At 71.2% G+C, this 17054-nt stretch carries 19 protein-coding genes; 7 read left to right on the top strand and 12 right to left on the bottom strand.

Features of this window, described 5'->3' with window-relative positions:
- Positions 1–44: 44 nt before the first annotated feature.
- The 7 genes from BLU27_RS15865 to BLU27_RS15835 all read right to left on the bottom strand — a co-directional run bounded on the left by BLU27_RS15865 (position 45) and on the right by BLU27_RS15835 (position 5397).
- Positions 45–1136: a polyprenyl synthetase family protein gene (locus BLU27_RS15865; protein ID WP_092654475.1), complete on the bottom strand. Its 1092-nt coding sequence runs from the start codon at positions 1134–1136 to the stop codon at positions 45–47.
- The gene (locus BLU27_RS15860) at positions 1133–1558 is read right to left on the bottom strand and encodes an FAD-dependent oxidoreductase (protein WP_092654474.1); all 426 of its coding nucleotides are present in this window, start codon (positions 1556–1558) and stop codon (positions 1133–1135) included. The genes BLU27_RS15865 and BLU27_RS15860 overlap by 4 nt, the downstream gene beginning before the upstream one ends.
- Positions 1555–2424, bottom strand: a complete 870-nt coding sequence (locus BLU27_RS15855) for a squalene/phytoene synthase family protein (protein ID WP_092654473.1) — start codon at positions 2422–2424, stop codon at positions 1555–1557. The genes BLU27_RS15860 and BLU27_RS15855 overlap by 4 nt, the downstream gene beginning before the upstream one ends.
- The gene (hpnC, locus tag BLU27_RS15850; RefSeq protein ID WP_241827454.1) at positions 2421–3323 is read right to left on the bottom strand and encodes a squalene synthase HpnC; all 903 of its coding nucleotides are present in this window, start codon (positions 3321–3323) and stop codon (positions 2421–2423) included. Before hpnC ends, BLU27_RS15855 begins: the two co-directional genes overlap by 4 nt.
- Entirely contained in the window at positions 3320–4336 is a 1017-nt protein-coding gene (locus BLU27_RS15845; RefSeq protein WP_157728565.1) for a transketolase C-terminal domain-containing protein, read from the bottom strand. The genes hpnC and BLU27_RS15845 overlap by 4 nt, the downstream gene beginning before the upstream one ends.
- A gap of 303 nt (positions 4337–4639) precedes the next feature.
- Positions 4640–4975 (bottom strand): WhiB family transcriptional regulator, encoded by a 336-nt coding sequence (locus tag BLU27_RS15840; RefSeq protein WP_241827453.1) that lies wholly within the window; start codon positions 4973–4975, stop codon positions 4640–4642.
- A 104-nt stretch (positions 4976–5079) separates the two neighbouring features.
- A complete protein-coding gene (locus BLU27_RS15835; RefSeq protein ID WP_092654470.1) occupies positions 5080–5397 on the bottom strand; it encodes an STAS domain-containing protein in 318 nt (105 codons plus the stop codon).
- A gap of 404 nt (positions 5398–5801) precedes the next feature.
- Here BLU27_RS15835 and BLU27_RS15830 point away from each other — a divergent pair, with 404 nt between their 5' ends.
- The gene (locus tag BLU27_RS15830; RefSeq protein ID WP_092654469.1) at positions 5802–6506 is read left to right on the top strand and encodes a GAF and ANTAR domain-containing protein; all 705 of its coding nucleotides are present in this window, start codon (positions 5802–5804) and stop codon (positions 6504–6506) included.
- Positions 6507–6554: 48 nt separating this feature from the next.
- Here the strand turns inward: BLU27_RS15830 and BLU27_RS15825 are convergent, their stop codons facing one another.
- From BLU27_RS15825 to BLU27_RS15815, 3 genes are read right to left on the bottom strand one after another with little or no spacing between them, the layout of a single operon-like run.
- Positions 6555–7583 carry a mechanosensitive ion channel family protein gene (locus BLU27_RS15825; protein WP_092654468.1) on the bottom strand — a complete coding sequence of 343 codons (1029 nt, stop codon included), beginning with the start codon at positions 7581–7583 and terminating at the stop codon, positions 6555–6557.
- Positions 7584–7630: 47 nt separating this feature from the next.
- Positions 7631–8449: a class I SAM-dependent methyltransferase gene (locus BLU27_RS15820; protein ID WP_092654467.1), complete on the bottom strand. Its 819-nt coding sequence runs from the start codon at positions 8447–8449 to the stop codon at positions 7631–7633.
- Positions 8450–8507: 58 nt separating this feature from the next.
- Positions 8508–9161 carry a TetR/AcrR family transcriptional regulator gene (locus tag BLU27_RS15815; RefSeq protein WP_241827452.1) on the bottom strand — a complete coding sequence of 218 codons (654 nt, stop codon included), beginning with the start codon at positions 9159–9161 and terminating at the stop codon, positions 8508–8510.
- Between the two features lie 156 nt (positions 9162–9317).
- Between BLU27_RS15815 and BLU27_RS15810 the strand changes: the two genes are divergently transcribed.
- From BLU27_RS15810 to BLU27_RS15785, 6 genes are all read left to right on the top strand, one after another.
- Entirely contained in the window at positions 9318–10343 is a 1026-nt protein-coding gene (locus tag BLU27_RS15810) for a hypothetical protein (protein WP_092654465.1), read from the top strand.
- A gap of 162 nt (positions 10344–10505) precedes the next feature.
- Positions 10506–11255 (top strand): biosynthetic peptidoglycan transglycosylase, encoded by a 750-nt coding sequence (locus BLU27_RS15805; RefSeq protein WP_157728564.1) that lies wholly within the window; start codon positions 10506–10508, stop codon positions 11253–11255.
- Positions 11256–11424: 169 nt separating this feature from the next.
- Positions 11425–11664 (top strand): Sec-independent protein translocase subunit TatA/TatB, encoded by a 240-nt coding sequence (locus tag BLU27_RS15800; protein WP_092654463.1) that lies wholly within the window; start codon positions 11425–11427, stop codon positions 11662–11664.
- Positions 11665–11834: 170 nt separating this feature from the next.
- Positions 11835–12284: a MarR family winged helix-turn-helix transcriptional regulator gene (locus BLU27_RS15795; RefSeq protein ID WP_197681447.1), complete on the top strand. Its 450-nt coding sequence runs from the start codon at positions 11835–11837 to the stop codon at positions 12282–12284.
- Positions 12281–13738, top strand: coding sequence for an MFS transporter (locus BLU27_RS15790; RefSeq protein WP_197681446.1), 1458 nt, complete (start codon positions 12281–12283; stop codon positions 13736–13738). The genes BLU27_RS15795 and BLU27_RS15790 overlap by 4 nt, the downstream gene beginning before the upstream one ends.
- Positions 13735–14286, top strand: a complete 552-nt coding sequence (locus BLU27_RS15785) for a cysteine hydrolase family protein (protein ID WP_092654461.1) — start codon at positions 13735–13737, stop codon at positions 14284–14286. Before BLU27_RS15790 ends, BLU27_RS15785 begins: the two co-directional genes overlap by 4 nt.
- Positions 14287–14318: 32 nt before the next feature.
- On the opposite strand, the gene BLU27_RS15780 is transcribed toward BLU27_RS15785, so the two are convergent.
- Complete coding sequence (locus BLU27_RS15780; protein WP_157728563.1) at positions 14319–15434, bottom strand: winged helix DNA-binding domain-containing protein; 1116 nt, start codon at positions 15432–15434, stop codon at positions 14319–14321.
- Positions 15435–15505: 71 nt separating this feature from the next.
- Positions 15506–17020 carry a serine hydrolase domain-containing protein gene (locus BLU27_RS15775; RefSeq protein ID WP_092654460.1) on the bottom strand — a complete coding sequence of 505 codons (1515 nt, stop codon included), beginning with the start codon at positions 17018–17020 and terminating at the stop codon, positions 15506–15508.
- Between the last annotated feature and the right edge of the window lie 34 nt (positions 17021–17054).

Below are 17054 nucleotides of genomic sequence, written 5' to 3'. Positions count from 1 at the left end.
GCGGTGCCGCCGTCTCGCCGGGTCGGGCTTGGTGCACGGTCACGTCAGTAGGTCCTCCTGCACAGAAGTTCGGCGAGGGCGGCCAACTCGGCGCGCACCGAGGCCGGCCCGTCCAGACCGGCGAGCGCGGCGACCGCTGCCGCGGATTCGCGTTCGGCGCGTGCTTCGGTCCAGGCCCGGCCACCCGCGCGATCGACGAGGTTCGCCATCTCCGCCAGTGCGGCCTCGTCCTGCAGCGCCCCCTCGGCGTACATCCGGCGCAACTGACCGCCCGCCGGGCGGTCCGAGGCGAGCGCGACGACGACAGGCAGGGACTTCTTCCGCGCCCGCAGGTCGGACCAGACCGGCTTGCCGGTCCGCGCCGGAGTCCCCCAGATGCCGAGGAGGTCGTCGATCAGCTGGAAGGCGAGACCGAGGTGAGCCCCGTAGTCGGCCAGCGCCGCCGTGGTTCGCGCGGGCGCACCGACGAGCATCGCGCCCAGGGACGCCGAACACGCGAGCAGCGCACCGGTCTTGTCCTCGGCCATCTGCAGGCACTCGGACAGCGTGACGCGGGCCCGCTTCTCGAACGCGAGGTCGGCCGCCTGTCCCTTCACCAGCCGCCGGGTGGTCAGGTTGAGGTGGCCGAGCGCTGCCGCCGTGGTGGGTGAGCCGGCCTCGGCCAGCAGCTCGTTCGCGAGCGCGAGCATGGCGTCGCCGGCCAGGATCGCCGAGGCCGGTCCGAACCGTGCCCAGACGGTCTTACGGTGGCGCCGCTCGGTGTCGCCGTCCATCAGGTCGTCGTGCAGGAGTGAGAAGTTGTGTACGAGCTCACACGCCGCCGCGGCCACGACCCCGGCCCGGGGGGCGCCACCTCTCACGCCCGCCGCCCTCGCGGACAGCACCGCCAGCGCCGGCCGCACCCCCTTGCCGCCGGCGTCGAGCGGGCTGCCGTCGGCGTCCCAGTAGCCGAGGTGGTAGCCGCACGCGTGCCGGGTGTCCGGGTCCAGCCGGTCCAGTCCCGCTCGGATCACGGGTTCGGTGAGCCGCCTGGCCTCCTCGAGCACGGACACGGTGACCGGTGCCGGCGTCGACCGCGGACGCTGCGGCGGCTCACGGTCGAAGGGCTGTTCCAGGGTTGCCTGATCGTGGTTCATGTCCCCTCCATCGCCTGAGACCTCACCGGCGATCCCGCCTGGGACCTCGCCCGGGACCTCGGGACGCCCAGGTGGTCGGCCGCGGCCGCTCCGCTGCGGACGGCGCCTTCCAAGGTGTCCGGCCAGCCCGTACGGGTCCAGGCACCGGCCAGCGCCAGGCCGGGCCAACGGGTCGACGCCGCCGGGCGCAGTGCCGCCGTACCCGCCCGCTGGCGGAAGGTGGCGTGGGGTTCGCGGGTGACGAACGCGTCCACCACCCAGGCCCCGCGGGCTGCCGGGAACAGGTCGGCGAGCGCCGCCAACTGGACCGCCAGCAGTTGTGCGGCGGGCTGGTTCAGCTCGTCGTCGGCCGCCGACAGCGACACGACGAGGTACTGTCCGTCGCCGCCGGCCGCGTCGGTGCGGTCGAAGACCCACTTCATGCCGACCTCCGGACGAGTGCGCGCACGGCGACGGCGAGCTTCTGCCTGGTGCCCAGCGACAGCCGGGCCGCGCGCACGGCCTCGGGGTCGCGGGCGATCTGGCGCAGCAGCCTGCGGTAGATACCGGCCATCGCGGCGGTGCACGCAGCCGCCCGCCGGTCGAGCAGCGGCAGCAGGGTCAGCCCACGTCGGTACCAGATCTCGGCCCGGTCGGCCTCGAACCGCACCAGGGCGGCGAGGCGTTCCGGAGGGTCGGCCAGCCGACCGGCCGCGTCGAGGTCGAGTGAACAGCCGAAGCGCCGCAGGTCCTCCCGGGGCAGGTAGATCCGGCCGATCTGGCGGTCCTCGCGCAGGTCACGCAGGATGTTGGTGATCTGCAGCGCGATGCCCAGCGTGTCGGCGAGCGGCATGGCGTGGGCCAAGGCAGCGGGCGCGTAGACGCCGGTCGACAGCCGGCCGACCGAGCCCGCGACGCACTGGCAGTAGCCGACGAGGTCGTCGAAGGTGTCGTACTGCGCGCCGCGGCTGTCCGCCTCGCAGCCGGCCACGAGTTCGTCGAAGGCGTCCAGCGGTATCGGGAAGCGGGCCGCCGCGTCGGCGAGGGCGAGTAGCACCGGGTCGGTCCGGGTCGCCTCGTCCGCGCCGAGGTGGGAGATGGCCTTGCGGGTCTCGGCCAGACGCCGCAGCTTCTCCTCGGCGGGCAGGTCGCCGTCGCCGATGTCGTCGATCCGCCGGGCCGTGGCGTACACCGCGCTGAGTGCCCGCCGCTTCGGCGGCGGGAGCAGCCTGATGCCGTACGAGAAGTTCCGGGCCTCCCGGCGGGTGATCTCCTCGCAGATGTCGTAGGCGTTCGAGATGTCGTTCATCCCGGGCTCCGCAGGCTCGCTCGCAGCCAGGCTGCCGCGACCTGCCGGGAACCGGCCCTGGGCGTCCCCGACAACGTGTCGTGTCCGGCCCGGGCGATGGCGGCCGCCGCGGCGCGACCGCCGGCGAGGTAGCCGGACACGGCGAGCCGGGCCCACCCGCGCAGGCTCGGCAGCAGCAGGGCGCCTGCCTCGAGGTAGGCCAGCGCACGGCCGGTCTCGAAGGCCAGCAACGCCCGCACCGCCTCACCCGCCTGGGGTGCGTCCAGGTCCTCCTCGCTGACGCCGAACAGCCGCAGGTCCTCCTGTGGGAGGTAGACCCGGCCACTGCGGCGGTCCTCGGCGACGTCCTGCCAGTGCTCGACCAACTGGAGTCCGGTGCACAGGTGATCGGACATCTCTATCCGCTCCGGCGTCGCGACGCCGAAGATGTGGAGTACGACCTCTCCCACCGGGTTCGCCGACAGCCGGCAGTAGTCCAGCAGCTCCGCGAAGGTGTACCTCGTCACCTGCTGGTCGACGAGATTGGCCTCCACCAGCCGCAGGAACGGATCGGCCGGTACGCCCACCTCGGCGACCATGGGCCGCAGGCCGGCAACCACCGGGTCGGTCACGTCCGCACCCCCGCCGGCGCCGTCGTACAGCCGGCGGACCTGGTCGGCCACTTCATGGAGCGCGGCGGTCCGGTCGCCGGGCGCCTCGTCGCCGAGATCGTCGACGTACCTGGCGTAGCAGTAGAGCGCGTTCAGGTGCCGGCGAAGCCGCGGGGGCAGCACGCGCAGCGCGACCGGGAAGTTCTCGCCCGCCGCCTTGTCCAGTGGTGACGCACCGACGCCAACCGCCCCCTCGACGCCGGCCACTGCGCTGGCGCCGCCCGCTCCCTTGGCGCTGGTCGCCGTCACCTCAGGGTCCCGGCGAAGGCGCGGACCGAGCTGTCCGCCCGGGTCGCCGGCAGTGCCTCCGGCTCACCCGCGGGCACGGGCGGACGCAGGTCCCGGACAGCCGCCGCGACACCCTCCGCGTCCAGGCCGAACCGCGCGAGCAGGTCAGACCGCGCGCCGTGGACGACGTAGGACGACGGGACGCCGAGAGTACGCATCCGGGGACGTGCCCCGGCCTCGGCGACCTCGGCAGCCAGCCGCCGACCGAACCCACCGTCGCGCACGCCGTCCTCGACCGTCACCACCACCTGGTGCGAACAGGCCAGCGTCGTCAACACCGGGTTGGCGGGAAGCAGCCAGCGAGGGTCGACCACCGTGCACTCCGTTCCCTCCGCCGCCAGCAGACCGGCCGCCTCGAGCGCCGCGCCCGCCAACGGCCCGGCAACCACCAGCAGCACCTCCTGGCCGCGCGACCGACGAAGAACGTCGACGCCCTGCCACCGCTCCACCGCCGCAAGCTCCGGGCCGGCGGTGGCCTTCGGGAAACGGAGAGCGGTCGGCCCGGACTCGGTCGCGACCGCCTCGTCGAGCTCCTCCAGCAGCGTCGCCGGGTCGCGCGGAGCTGCCACGCGCATGCCGGGAACGATGCCCAGCATCGCGATGTCCCACACCCCGTGGTGGCTCGGCCCGTCAGGACCGGTGATGCCTGCCCGGTCCAGGACGAAGGTGACCGGCAAGCCGTGCAGGCCGACGTCCAGCAGCACCTGGTCGAAGGCGCGGTTGGCGAACGTCGCGTACAGGCTCACGACCGGGTGGAAGCCGCCCACGGCCGGCCCCGCGGCGGAGGTGACGGCCTGCTCGAAGACCCGGTGCAGGGCGAGCGTCAACTCGACCACGCCGACGTTGGATCCGAGGTGGCCCCCGGTCCGGCACACCGACCCCACCAGGAACTCGCGGATCTGGTGGGCCAGCCTCTCCGGCTGGTCGATGTCGAGCGTCCGCAGATCGGCGGGAGTTCGCAGGTCGTCGAGCATGCGCATCGATCCTTCGTCGAGCCGGTGAGGACCGCCTGGACGAGTACGGCTGACCGCGACGTCCGAGGGTTGATCTTGGCTACAAGGTCGTTACCCATGCGGCCAAATACCAACCACCTTCGAACGGGGTGAATTGGAGCCGGCTTACCGAAACCACCGGCCGACCACTTCGACAGGACCGGCAGAGTCCCCCGAGGATCGGCCGATCTCCCGAGGGCCAGTGCACGAGAAGAACGCGCCGGCCCGCGGTGTAGTGGCCGGCGCGTCCTGACGCGGATCTGCTCTACGGCGAGGCTGGGTCCTTTACGACGCGCGGCGCGACTCGTCGTACCGCTGTGCTCGCGACCAGCGCCTCGCGCCCTTCCGGTTGGCTTCGGTGGTGCCGCCCCACACCCCGTACATCTCCGGGAGGTTCATCGCGTGGGCCCGGCACGGGCGCAGGACGGGGCACGTCTCACACACCGCCAGCGCGGTCTCCTCCCTGATGGCTCGTTCGGCCGGGCTCTCCGACTCGTGGCCGTAGAACAGTCGGCTCGAAAGGTCCGCGCAGGCTGCCTGTTCGTGCCACTGCGTCCACGCCTTCGCCGGGCGCGCGGAGTTGCTGCGTCCGCCCGGCATGGCTGTTCCTCGCTTGGGCATGTTCTCTTTCTCCTCGCCCGCAAGATGTGCGGACAACCGACGGGGCCAGGTCGGGTGTCCGGCCGGGAACCAGTACGGAGCCCGAGCGCGACCGCCACCGCCGGTCAGGACAGCAGCGCATCGCCGGGATCGGTGAGGTGGAGCACTCGGCCGGCGCCGCTCGCCGGGGCGGCCACCCGCATGTCGACACCCAGCAGGTTGGCCCGCCTGTAGGCCGCGGCCAGGCACTCGACACCGAGCGCGCCGACGAAGCGTGCGTTGTTGAGTCTCAGCAGGAGTACCGGTGGCTGTGCCAGCAGCAGCCACTGCAGCTGGCGCTTGAACTGCAAGGCGTTACCGACCGTGACATCACCGGTGACGCTCACCACGGTGTGCCCGTGGCTGTCCGCGCTCCAGGTCACGTCCAGTGCCGGGCTGCTCACCGGCTGGGGACCCGCCACCAGCGGGCTGGGCGAGACGGGGGCCGGAAGAGGCGGAAACTGCCGGCGGCCGTCGCCGGCAGGAGTGGTGGAACGAAGGGGGGAACGGCCGAGGGAATCGGCGCGGGGAGGGGGTACGAGGTGATCGTTCACAGCTAGCCTCACCTGGATCGACATTGCGGGGAATGTGCGCGGCTAGCTGTCCAACCAAGTCGGCCATACCCAGGACGGCGACCGCCAATCGTTGCCCGGACAAAAAAGATCAACGAGGTACGTCCGAAGCCGGACGTCTGAAGTCGCCGGCCTGACCCCCCTGTCCCGTGGGCGGGTCAGGCCGGATAATCGCCTGGTCGACACCTTTGCGTGCGCCCTCCGACGGGCGGGCGCACCCGGACCCGAAGGCGGCGATGAGCTTGACCCAGGCCTCCGAAGGCGAGCGCCTCGCGCGCACGTTCGCAGAGCTCGCCCAGAACCTGTGGGCGGAGGACTCCGAGGAGTCCACTCTCGCCCTCGTCGTCAAGGCCGCCGTCGACTGCGTGCCCGGAGCGACGGCCGCCGGCATCACCATGCGTCACGCTCGTGGCCGGGTCGACACTCCGGTCGCGACCGCCGACTACATCTACGCCGTGGACGAAGCGCAGTACCGCCTGGACGAGGGGCCCTGTGTCGCGTCCGTACGCAGCGGAGAGGTCCAACTGGCCAACGACCTGGCCAACGACGAGCGGTGGCCGAGGTTCGGCCCCGAGGCGCTGCGCCTCGGCGTGGCCGCCATGCTGTCCTTCCGCCTCTTCGCGCGCGACGACACCTTCGGCGCGCTCAACCTCTACGCCGACCGGGCCCACGCGTTCACCGACCGTTCGGAGGTGATCGGCCGGATCTTCGCGTCCCACGCGGGCGTCGCCATCGCGGCCACCCGCCAGGCCGACCACCTCCGGGAGGCGCTGGAGACCCGGGCGACGATCGGTGAGGCCCTGGGCATCCTGATGGAGCGGCACCACGTCACCAGCGACGCCGCCTTCACCCTGCTCCGGCAGGCCTCCCAGCAGCGCAACGTCAAGCTCCGCGACGTCGCCCGCGAGGTCATCTACACCGGCGAGACGCCCGACGGCTGACCTGGGGCGCGTCTCCCGAACACGCGCCCCAGGACAGCCCGCACACTCTCAGTTGCCGCGCGAGACGGTCCGCGCCGGCGAGCCGGCGTCGCGGCCGAGGCCACTGCCGTCGTCCTCGTTGCGGATCCAGATGGTCCGCTGGGGGAACGGAATGTCGATCCCGGCGGCGTCGAGTGCCTTCTTGATCCGCTCGCGGAGCTCGCGGGAGACCGCCCACTGCTGCAGCGGGACCGTCTTGACCGCGACGCGGACGTCGACACCGTCGGCGCCGACGGACTGCACGCCCCACACCGAGGGGTCCTCGAGGAGAATCCTCCGGTACGCCGGCTCCGCGCGCATCCTCCGGCCGGTCTCCTGCAGGAGCCGGCGTACCTGGTCGAGGTCCGCGTCCCGGGCCACGGTGACGTCGAGCACTGCGCGGGCCCAGCCCTGGCTGTCGTTCTTCACCCGCAGGATCTCGCCGTTGCGTACGTGCCACAGCCCGCCGTGCAGGTCTCGGACCCGGGTCAGCCGCAGCCCGACCTCCTCGACCTCGCCGACCGCCTCGCCGAGGTCGACCATGTCGCCGACGCCGTACTGGTCCTCGACCATGATGAGCATGCCGGACAGGTAGTCGGCCACCAGGCTCTGCGCGCCGAAGCCGATGGCCAGCCCGACGACGCCCGCACTCGCGAGCAGCGGCCCGAGCGCGATGCCGAGCTGGTCCAGGACCATCGCCATCGCCGTCACCACGATCACGATGGCGGCGATGTTGCTCAGCACCGAGCCGATCGTCCTGGCTCGCTGGCGGCGGCGTTCGGAGGCCCGGTGGAGGTCGCGCCACAACACTCCGGAGCCGCGCGAGCGCGATCCCGCGTCCTCCTGTGCCGACTCCTCCGGCGACTCGATGAACCGCTCGACCACCCTGGTGATGGCGCGTTTGGCGACTGCGCGCAACAGCGCGGCCACCAGGATGATGAGCAGGATCCGCAGCGGGACACCCACCAGCGCGGAGGCGTTGTCGTGCAGCCAGTCCTGCACGATGCCGGCCTGGCCGGTCAGGCTTGTCAGAACGTACGGTGTCGTTGCGTTGTCCATGGTCAGGCGAAAACCTCGGGGTCGACTGTCTCGTTCCGCATCCCACCCTAGGAGATCGCGAGTCCGAGATCAGTCCTGCCGTCGCGTGGCCCAGGTCCGGGAGGCTGGGGTCTCCGCGCCTTGACCACGTAGATGGCGGGTACGCGGGTCGCCGCGTCACCCAGGCCTTCGTACATCTCCGCGACCGGCGCCTCGAAGAACTCCTCGACGTGCAGGCCGGCCCGCGCCAGGCTCATGACCACGTCACTGACCGGCCACACGAACGCGTCGAACGAGGTCTCCGGCGTCGACCCGGCCGGACGCTTGGCCTGGTCGTACGTCTGCCGGGTCGGGCTGCCGCGACCGAAGTAGTCGACGGTCACCTCCACTCCCCCCGTCCGGACTCCGAGCACCTCCCACACGGGATGGTGCTCGCACAGCAGGAAGGTGCCGCCCGGACGCAGGCGCTCCCTCACCGTTGCCGCCCACCGGTCGAGGTCGGGCAGCCAGCACACGACTCCCCAGCTCGCGTAGACGACGTCGAAGTTCCGCAGTTCCGGCGGGAGCTCGTACATGTCGGCGACGACGAACCGCGCGTCCGCTCCGGTCTCCCGAGCGAGGGCCCTCGCGGCTTCGATCCCTACGTGGCTGTGGTCGACGCCGGTCACCGAAGCACCGAGGAAGGCCCAGGAAACGGAGTCGTTGCCGTTGGCACACGCGAGGTGCAACATCCGCTTGCCGGTGACGTCGGGCAGCAGCCCGGGCTCGAACTCCTCCAGGGTGGTGCCACCGTCGAGAAAGAACGCGGCGGACTGAGTCGGCCGGGCCGGTGCGATCTCGTCCCAGCTGCGCTGGTTCGACCTGGTGTAGGCGAGGATCTTGTCCATTGCGCGACGGTACTCAGCACCTCCGCGGCCGCCAACCTTTTTCGCTGCCCCGCGCTGGTCACCGACGGCGGGGCCCGCGTGCTCGCTTCCCGGCGGCGTCGAGTGCGGGCGCGAGGGGCGCGAGCGCGGCGCGGAGCAGGTCGGGCAGCGAACCCGACGGCACGACGAGTCCGCCGACCGAGCCGGACTCGGTAGCCCCGCGCAACCAGCGTCGCAGCGCGACGCGAACGGCGGCGGAGACGCCTGCGGCAAGCACCTGGGCGGCGAGGTCGTCGGTGCCCTCCAGTCGCTCGGCGAGCATGGCGGCGAGCGGATTCTCGATCGCCGCAGCGGATCCCACGAAAGCATTGCGCAGGCCGGGGTTGCCGATGATCAACAGGAGTGCCTCGCGCGCCTGGTCGTCCGGGGCGGTGTACTGCTCGACGACTGCCTCGACCACCGCGTCGGCGAGCGCCGCGTGGACCAGCCGGTCCGCCACGGCCGCGGCGACCCGGGTCTCTCGTTCGGCGGTGACGGCGGCGACGATCGCCTGCTCACGGCTGGAGAAGTAGTTGTTGTAGGTCCTGGGCGAGACGCCGGCGGCCTCGGCTATGTCGTCCACGCGGACGTTGTCCGGCCCGCGCTCACGCGCCAACCGCAGCGCCGCGGCTCGCAGGGCCTCCCGGGTCGCCTGCTTCTTCTGCTCGCGCAGGCCCGCCTGTCGTGCCGTCACGGTTCCCAAGCATCGCATACCTGATGTGCGTACGCGCAAACTTGCGTGCACGCAGTTTTTGGCTAGTCTCGACCTCGGGTCACAGCGGACTCGCCCTGCTCGACAGGAGCACGTGCGGCTCACCGCCGGACGGACACGATGAAGGGACTACTTTCCATGCGGGCAAGAGGAATCAGCTACGACACCGGCTTCGTACGGCACGGCGACAGTTCCCGGAAGAACTTCGATCCCGAGGTCGTCAGGCGAGAGCTCCGCATCATCCGTGACGACCTGCGCTGCTCCGCCGTGCGCCTCATCGGAGGAGATCCGGAGCGGCTGGACCTGGCGGCGACGTACGCGGCCGACCTCGGTCTGGAGGTGTGGTTCTCGCCCTACCCGCTCGAACTCGCCGCCGACCAGATGCTGGCGCTCTTCGCCGACTGTGCCGAGCGCGCCGAACGGATCCGCCGGCGAGGGGCCGAGGTCGTGTTCGTGGCCGGGGCCGAACTGAGCCTGATGAACCCGGGGCTTCTGCCCGGCGACAGTGTGGAGGACCGCCTCGACCGGCTGCTGGGTGACCGGGCTCGCATGCCCGAACGAATCGCCGCCCTCAGCACCAAGGTCAACGACTTCCTACGCCAGGCCGCGAAGATCGTCCGCGAACACTTCGGCGGACAGATCACCTACGCGGCCATCCCGCTCGAACGTGTCGACTGGGCACCCTTCGACATCGTGGGTGTGGACCTCTACCGCTCCGCCGAGGTGGCCGACCAGTTCGCCGACGGCGTACGCGCCCTTGTGGAGCAGGGAAAACCGGTCGCGATCACGGAGTTCGGCTCCGGCTGTTATCTCGGCGCGGGCGACCTGGGCGCCCGCTTCATGGAGATCGGCGAGTACGACCGGCACACCGGCGCCCTGCTTCGGCTGAACGGCGAGTACACCCGCGACGAGGCGGGCCAGGCCAGGTATCTGCACGAGTTGCTGGAGATCTTCGACGGCGCGGGCGTCGACGCCACCTTCGTCTTCCTCTTCGCCCTCGAGAGCTTCCCGCACCGCCCCGACGGTGACCCTCGCGATGACCTGGACCTGGTGAGTCCCGGAATCGTCAAGGTTCTGGAAGGCCGCAACGGCGAGACCTACCCGGACCTGACCTGGGAGCCCAAGGCCGCCTTCGCCGCCGTCGCGGAGTACTACGGCAGGTGACGGCGCCACTGTCGTACGCCTCTGTCCCGGCGTCTCAGCCGGCGCCGGCGGCGATTTCGGCGTACGAGTCCGGCCGAGACGTCCCGCCTGAGCCCATGCCGGGCGATTGAGCAACACCGCGACCGGCTGTCACCTTCAGATTGGGCGCCTAGGGTCTTTGCTGTGGACGTACGTAGACGCCGGCGCTGGCCGCGTCGGCTGGGCGGTGTGGTGGTGCTGTCCCTCGCGATGCTGGTGGCGATCTTCGCGGTCGCCCTGACGGTCGTGCCCGACGTCGGCGACGCCGATCAGCGCGCGGCCGACCTCGCCCGGTCCCACCACGCCCGTGGCACGTCCTCCGCCGTGCCGCCACGCTTCGCCGCGGCTCTGCTCGCCACGGAGAACTCCCGGTTCTACTCCGATGTCGGGATCGATCCCGTCTCCGTCGCCCGGGTGTTCGCGTCCGCCGTGAGTGGCAGCGGCGACGTCGGCGGCGCGACCCTGGAACAGCAGCTCGCCAAGCAGTTGTACGGCGGGGGAAGCTCCGCAGGGGCCCGGCGAAAGGCCGAACAGGCGGTGCTGGCCGTCAAGCTCTACAGCCACTTCGACAAGCCACAGATCCTGCGGATGTACGCGTCGGTGGTGTACTTCGGGCACGGCTACTGGGGGCTGGACGCGGCCAGCGAGGGCTACTTCGGGCGGGCGCCGTCGCAGTTGACCTGGGGGCAGGCCGCGCTGCTCGCCGGGCTGCTGCAGGCGCCGTCGGCGTACGACCCGATTCGCCATCCCGCACGCGCCTGCGCCCGCCAACAGCACGTCCTCGCCCGACTGGTGGCCACGGGGCAGCTCAGCTCGCGCGCCGCGGCCACCGCGGCGTGCGCCGGCTCATCCACGGAGGACTCCTCAGGCGAGGCTCTCAGGAACCACGTCTAGGGTCTGCCCTGACCGACGTGCGAGCGGCGGCCAGATGTGGGCAAGTGGGTGCAGTTCGGACAGCCAATGTCCGGACGTCGTCAAGCGTCGGCAAAGCCAGGCCGCCACTTGGCTGTCGGGCGTGCCCGGCCACCTATGCTCGACGGGGTTTCAAGCTAAGGAGTGGATCATGGGCAGCCTCGGCGCACCGGAACTGTTGATCATCGGTGTCGTACTCGTCCTGTTGTTCGGAGCGACCAGGTTGCCCCAGACGGCCAAGGGCCTCGGGCAGTCGCTGCGGGTCTTCCGCCAGGAGTTGCGGGACGACACCTCGGAGCAGGCTCAGCCCGGAGAGCTCCCCCAGGGGCAGTCCCAGCAGGCCCCGCAGGCACCTGCCGCCGAGCCGTCCCAGCCGTCCTCGTCGAACTGACCGAGGCACCACACGGCTGGAGCCGCACAGTCCGGTCTGCACAGCGCGGGCTGAACAGCGCGGGCTGAACAGCGCAGGCTGAACAGTGCAGGCTGAACAGGGCGAACTGAACAGCCTGAGCTGAACAGGCTGGGCTGGACAGCTTCCCCTGTGCGACCTATCGTCGTCACGTGGCAGCGACGAGTGCAGCAGTGTCGGAGTCGGCCGTGCAGGCTGCTCGCGAGGTACGCGTCGTCTTCAGCCGGCTGCACCGCCGGCTGCGGGAGACGTACGACACCGGCGGGCTCACCCCCACGCAGACCTCGGTGCTCAGCAGGCTGAGCACCGAGGGTCCGGCGTCGACCAGCGACCTCGCCGCGGCGGAGCGCGTCCGGCCGCAGTCGATGGCGGCCACGCTGGCGGTCCTGGACGAGCGCGGCCTCATCCGGCGCAGCGCCGACCCCGACGACGGCCGTCGTCAACTCGTCTCCCTGAGCACGGCGGGCAGCACGTTGCTCGCCGACAAGCGGCGTGCGGGCGACGAGTGGCTGGCCAGGTCCCTGCAGGACCGCTGCACCGAGAAGGAACGCCAGAAGATCATCGAGGCGCTCGCCCTGCTGGAAAAGCTCAGCCACTCGTGACGCCGAGGACCGCCCGAACCATCCTGCGGTCCAGGCGGGGATCCGGCCACGACGGGTCGAAGTCCTTCGACCGAAGACTGCTGGCCCCGATGATCCTGGGTTCGATCCTGAACCCGGTCAACTCCTCGATTCTCGCGGTCTCGCTGGTGCCGATCGGGGCGGCGTTCGGCGCACCGCCGTCGCAGACGGCGTGGCTGGTGTCCGGTCTCTACCTCGCGACCGCGATCGGGCAGCCGGTCGTCGGCCGGCTGATCGATCTGTACGGGCCGCGGCGCCTCTATCTCGCCGGGACGGCCCTCGTCGGGGTCGCCGGACTGGTCGGCCTCCTCGCACCCAACCTCGGTGTGCTCGTTGTCGCTCGGGTGCTGCTGGGGTTCGGCACCTGTGCGGGCTATCCGGCCGCGATGTTCCTCATCCGCAGCGAGGCCGGGCGTACCGGACACAACAGTCCGGCCGGCGTCCTGACAGCGCTCGCGGTCGCCAACCAGACGGTCGCCGTGCTCGGACCGGTGCTCGGTGGGCTGCTCATCGGCCTCGGTGGTTGGCGGACCACCCTCGCCGTCAATCTCCCGTTGGCGGTGGCCGGGCTGACGCTGGGTCTGTGGCGGTTGCCGAAGTCCCCGGTCACCGGAACCCGTGGCGAGCGCAGATCCGGCGCCGCTGTCGACCTGCCGGGCATCGTCAGCTTCGCCGCGACGCTCGTGGTGTTGTTGCTGTTCCTGATGGACCCACGAGCCGACCGCTGGTACCTCCCCGTCCTCGCGGTCGTCGCCGCGGTCGCCTTCGTGCTCCGCGAGCGCCGGGCGCCCGAGCCGTTCGTCGACGTGCGGGTGCTGGGCGGCAACCTGCCCCTGCTCCTGACGTACGCGCGTACTCTCCTCGCCTACGTCGTGGCGTACTCCACGTTGTACGGCTACACCCAGTGGCTGCAGGAGGGGCGTGGGCTGTCCGCGTCCCAGGCCGGCCTGGCGCAGTTCCCGATCTTCCTGACCGCGATCCTGGTCTCCACCACGACCGGGCCCCGCAAGGAGATCCGCGGCAAACTGCTGGTCGGTGCGGTCGGTCAGGTCGTCGCCTCCGCCCTGCTCTTCCTGCTCGACGGCGGCAGCGCGGTCTGGCTGCTCGTCGTGATCGCCTGCGTCTTCGGCGTACCGCAGGGCCTGAACAGCCTCGCCCTGCAGAACTCCGTGTACCACCAGGCAGACCCCGCCCGGATCGGCTCCTCGGCGGGCCTGCTGCGTACGTTCACCTACCTCGGTGCGATGGTCGCCTCCTGCGCCAACGGTGTGCTGTTCTCCCACCGTGCCGACACAGCCGGGCTGCACCGGCTGGCGTGGTTCATGCTCGCCGCCGCGGCCGGGTTCCTCGTGCTGACTGTCGCGGACCGCTCCCTGTCCTCGCTCACGTCCTCGTCCACGCTCGACATCTCCTCACCGAAGGGCAACCGACCATGACCCGACCCGCTCTGCTCGTGATGGACCTCCAGATCGCCATGGTCGGCCGCGTCGAGGATCCGCACTACGTACGCCGGGTGGCCGGCGCGATCGACGCCGCACGCGGCGCCGGCATCCCGGTGATCTACGTCGTCGTCGGATTCCGTCCGGGTCACCCCGAGGTGTCGCCGGCGAACAAGGCGTTCGGTGCCATCCCGCCGCCCGCGTTCACCACGGCAGATCCCGGTGCCGCGATCCATCCCGACGTGGCGCCGCTGGCCGACGACGTCGTGATCACCAAGCGGCGTGTGAGCGCGTTCACCGGCAGCGACCTGGACGTGGTCCTTCGCGCCACGGGCGTGGACCGGCTGGTCCTCACCGGCATCGCCACCAGCGGCGTCGTGCTGTCCACGTTGCGCCAGGCGGCCGACCTCGACTACCGGCTCACCGTGCTCGCCGACGGGTGTTACGACCCCGACCCGGAGGTGCACCGGGTGCTCACCGAGAAGGTGTTTCCGCGCCAGGCCGACGTCGTGGACGTCGAGGACTGGATCTCCGGCCCGGGCTGAGGTCTCCTGCGGCGAGCGCCCCGCAGCGTGCTCTACGATCGGCCGGCCACGTGCCGGACGGGCAGGCCGTGGAAGATACCGAGGCGTTCGGCGGCGGCCTCCACCTGGCCGCACTGTTCGTCGTCGAGCGTGCCGAGAAACCAGGACTCGACAGTGACAGCGGTCCGGCCGACGGTGCGCTTCCACGTGCCGACCCGGACATCGTCCACGACGACGGCCGCCGACCACTGGTCCGGCGCGGCGGGTGCCGGTGACTCCGGCGGCAAGGGGAAGTTGACGCTCGGATAGGTCAGCACCGCCTCGTCGTACGTCGGGAAGAGATGTGCGCGGCGCGTCCCCGACCCGGGCGGCTCCGTCGAATCCGCCCGAGCGGAGGACTGCCCGGACAGCAGCGCCGGGTCGTACCAGTGCGGCACGCCGTCGACGTCCACGCGTTCCAGCCCGTCGCCGACGTCGGCCAGCGCGTCTCTGGCGTCGGTGACCGTCAGCGAGGACCAGCGGGTGAAGTCCTTGATCGAGGCGGGTCCGTGGCCGCCGAAGAACCGCCGGGCGAGCTCGGCCAGGGCCTCCTCCCGCGAGCGCGCGGGAGTCGGCGGAACCACCTCGTCCACCAGCGCGTAGGTGTGCTGGACTCCGCGGATGGGCCTACTGCACACCACGCCGCGAAGCTCCGCAACCATCACCAGGTTGCCGAGTTCCTGGCCGGACCCGGGTAGCCCTGCCGCGGCGAGGCGTGCGCCGATCTCCTTGCGGGTGAGGAAGTTGCGGCCGGCGAGCGCCTCGGCGACGATCTCCAGCGCCCTGCCGACGTCCCGCTCGGCCAGCGACGACCGCCTCAGCTGGACGGCGAGCACGCGTTCCACTCGCGGCGAGGTGAGGTCCAGTATCCAGCGCAGGTCTTCCGCGGCGACGAAGTGCCAGGTCGGCCGCAGGATGTGGGTGCGGACGAACGCACCGGAGTCGAGCTCGGCGCGTACGTCCGCGAGCGTGGTCGCCCGGCTCCGCAACGCGAGCGAGAAGCACGCGTGCTCGCGCTCCTGCGCCTGCACGCACGTGAGCAGGCGCACCGTGTCGGCGGCGGTGGGCAGCGGGGGTCCGGTCAGCCGCTGGGTGGCCAGCCGGTGCCGGAGGACGGTACGAAGCTCCACGCGGTCATCATGCCCGCAGGCACAGCCGGGGCAGCCGTCGACCACCGCCCGGCGCCCGCCGCTGAGCCGGCTCAGCCCAGGTCGGCCACCACGGCTGCGGGCGGAGGCAGCACGTTGTCCACCGTCGTCATGGTCACCTGGTCGCCCTCGAACTTCAGGGCGTGCGTACGGATGAACGGCGTACGAACGAAGCAGATCCGCAGCTCGCACGTGTCGTCGTCGGTCCAGGTCGCCCGGACGAGCACCGGGTCGGGATCGTCGCGCACCACGGTGGTGGTGCCGGCCCGCCACTGGTTCGCCCCGCCGACGACCTCGTGCTCACCACCACTGTCGCGCAACCTGAGCCGGCACTCGCCCTCGGCGCCGACGTCGAACCTGATCGTCTGGGCGGCGCGGACCGGGAGGCGCAGCGCCAGGACCGGATCCTCGGCACTGTGGTCGCCGATCCGGACGCGGTAGGTCTGTCCGGAGACCCTCGCGGCCGTGGGCGAGGTCGATCGGCCGGAGGGCTCCGGCAGCGACAGGGTGGCCAGCCGGCGTTCCAGCCGGTCGCGGGTGGTGTCGTCGGACGGCAGGGGCTCGGCACCCATGGCCGGCAGCAGGTGCTCCCACACCAGGTCGAGCGCGCCCTGCATGTGCGTGGTGCCGCCGATCATCGCCAGCACCGCGTCCTGGTCCGGCATCACCAGGCAGTACTGCCCGAACGCGCCGTCGCCGCGATAGGCGCCGTTGCGGCAACGCCAGAACTGGTAGCCGTAACCCTGTCGCCAGTCGATCTCCGGCTCGCCGTCGTTGCTCACCTGCCGGGAGGTCGCCTCGGCCACCCACTCCTGCGGGATCACCTGTTCGCCGTTCCACCTGCCCTGCTGGAGGTACAGCTGCCCGAACCGCGCGATCTCGCCCACGCGCAGGGTCAGGCCCCAACCACCGGTGTTGATCCCGCGTGGGCAGGTCTGCCACGTCGCGTCGGTGATGCCCAACGGCTCCAGCAGCCGCGGCCGCAGGTAGTCCAGCAACGTCGATCCGGTGACCTGCTGGACGATCGCCGACAGGAGGTAGCTCGCTCCGCTGTTGTAGAGGAAATGAGTGCCGGGCTCGTGCTCGACCGGCTTGGCGAGGATCCCACGGACCCAGTTCTGGTCCCCGGTCGTGCGTACGACAGCGGTGTCGGCCGCGTGGCCGGTGGTCATCGTCAGCAGGTGGCGTACGCGCATCCGGGCAAGGTTTTCCGAGACCTCCTCCGGTGCGTCGTCGGGGAAGAACTTCAGCACAGGGTCGTCCACCGACAACAGCCTCTGGTCCACGGCTAGGCCGACCGCGCTGGAGGTGAAGCTCTTGCTGAGGGAGAAGACCATCCGCGGACCGTTCAGCGGGTACGGCGCCCACGAGCCCTGTGCAACCACGTGACCATGACGAACGAGCACGAAGCCGTGGATCGCGTCGACGCGTTCCTCCAGGGCCGTCACGAAGTCGAGTACCGCCCTGGACGGAATGCCCTGGTCCTCCGGAGTCGACCGGGGCAAGGCTTCCTTGACACCCACGCCGTTGACACCCACGCCGTTGACGCCCATGCCCTTGACGTCCATGCCAGACCTCGTTTCACCATCCGCGCGGACCGCC

The sequence above is a fragment of the Actinopolymorpha singaporensis genome, assembly GCF_900104745.1.
GTDB classification, from domain to species: Bacteria; Actinomycetota; Actinomycetes; order Propionibacteriales; family Actinopolymorphaceae; genus Actinopolymorpha; species Actinopolymorpha singaporensis.
Note: the sequence above shows the minus strand (reverse complement) of the source record. Positions and strands in the feature narration are given on the sequence as shown.

What these genes read in the sequence shown, in the direction of transcription:
- BLU27_RS15840 (WP_241827453.1), bottom strand. Translation starts at nt 4,975, where the DNA reads ATGCCCAAGCGAGGAACAGCCATGCCGGGCGGACGCAGCAACTCCGCG.
- BLU27_RS15830 (WP_092654469.1), top strand. Translation starts at nt 5,802, where the DNA reads ATGAGCTTGACCCAGGCCTCCGAAGGCGAGCGCCTCGCGCGCACGTTC.
- BLU27_RS15865 (WP_092654475.1), bottom strand. Translation starts at nt 1,136, where the DNA reads ATGAACCACGATCAGGCAACCCTGGAACAGCCCTTCGACCGTGAGCCG.
- BLU27_RS15785 (WP_092654461.1), top strand. Translation starts at nt 13,735, where the DNA reads ATGACCCGACCCGCTCTGCTCGTGATGGACCTCCAGATCGCCATGGTC.
- BLU27_RS15855 (WP_092654473.1), bottom strand. Translation starts at nt 2,424, where the DNA reads ATGAACGACATCTCGAACGCCTACGACATCTGCGAGGAGATCACCCGC.
- BLU27_RS15775 (WP_092654460.1), bottom strand. Translation starts at nt 17,020, where the DNA reads ATGGACGTCAAGGGCATGGGCGTCAACGGCGTGGGTGTCAACGGCGTG.
- BLU27_RS15860 (WP_092654474.1), bottom strand. Translation starts at nt 1,558, where the DNA reads ATGAAGTGGGTCTTCGACCGCACCGACGCGGCCGGCGGCGACGGACAG.
- BLU27_RS15845 (WP_157728565.1), bottom strand. Translation starts at nt 4,336, where the DNA reads ATGCTCGACGACCTGCGAACTCCCGCCGATCTGCGGACGCTCGACATC.
- BLU27_RS15800 (WP_092654463.1), top strand. Translation starts at nt 11,425, where the DNA reads ATGGGCAGCCTCGGCGCACCGGAACTGTTGATCATCGGTGTCGTACTC.
- BLU27_RS15825 (WP_092654468.1), bottom strand. Translation starts at nt 7,583, where the DNA reads ATGGACAACGCAACGACACCGTACGTTCTGACAAGCCTGACCGGCCAG.
- BLU27_RS15810 (WP_092654465.1), top strand. Translation starts at nt 9,318, where the DNA reads ATGCGGGCAAGAGGAATCAGCTACGACACCGGCTTCGTACGGCACGGC.
- BLU27_RS15820 (WP_092654467.1), bottom strand. Translation starts at nt 8,449, where the DNA reads ATGGACAAGATCCTCGCCTACACCAGGTCGAACCAGCGCAGCTGGGAC.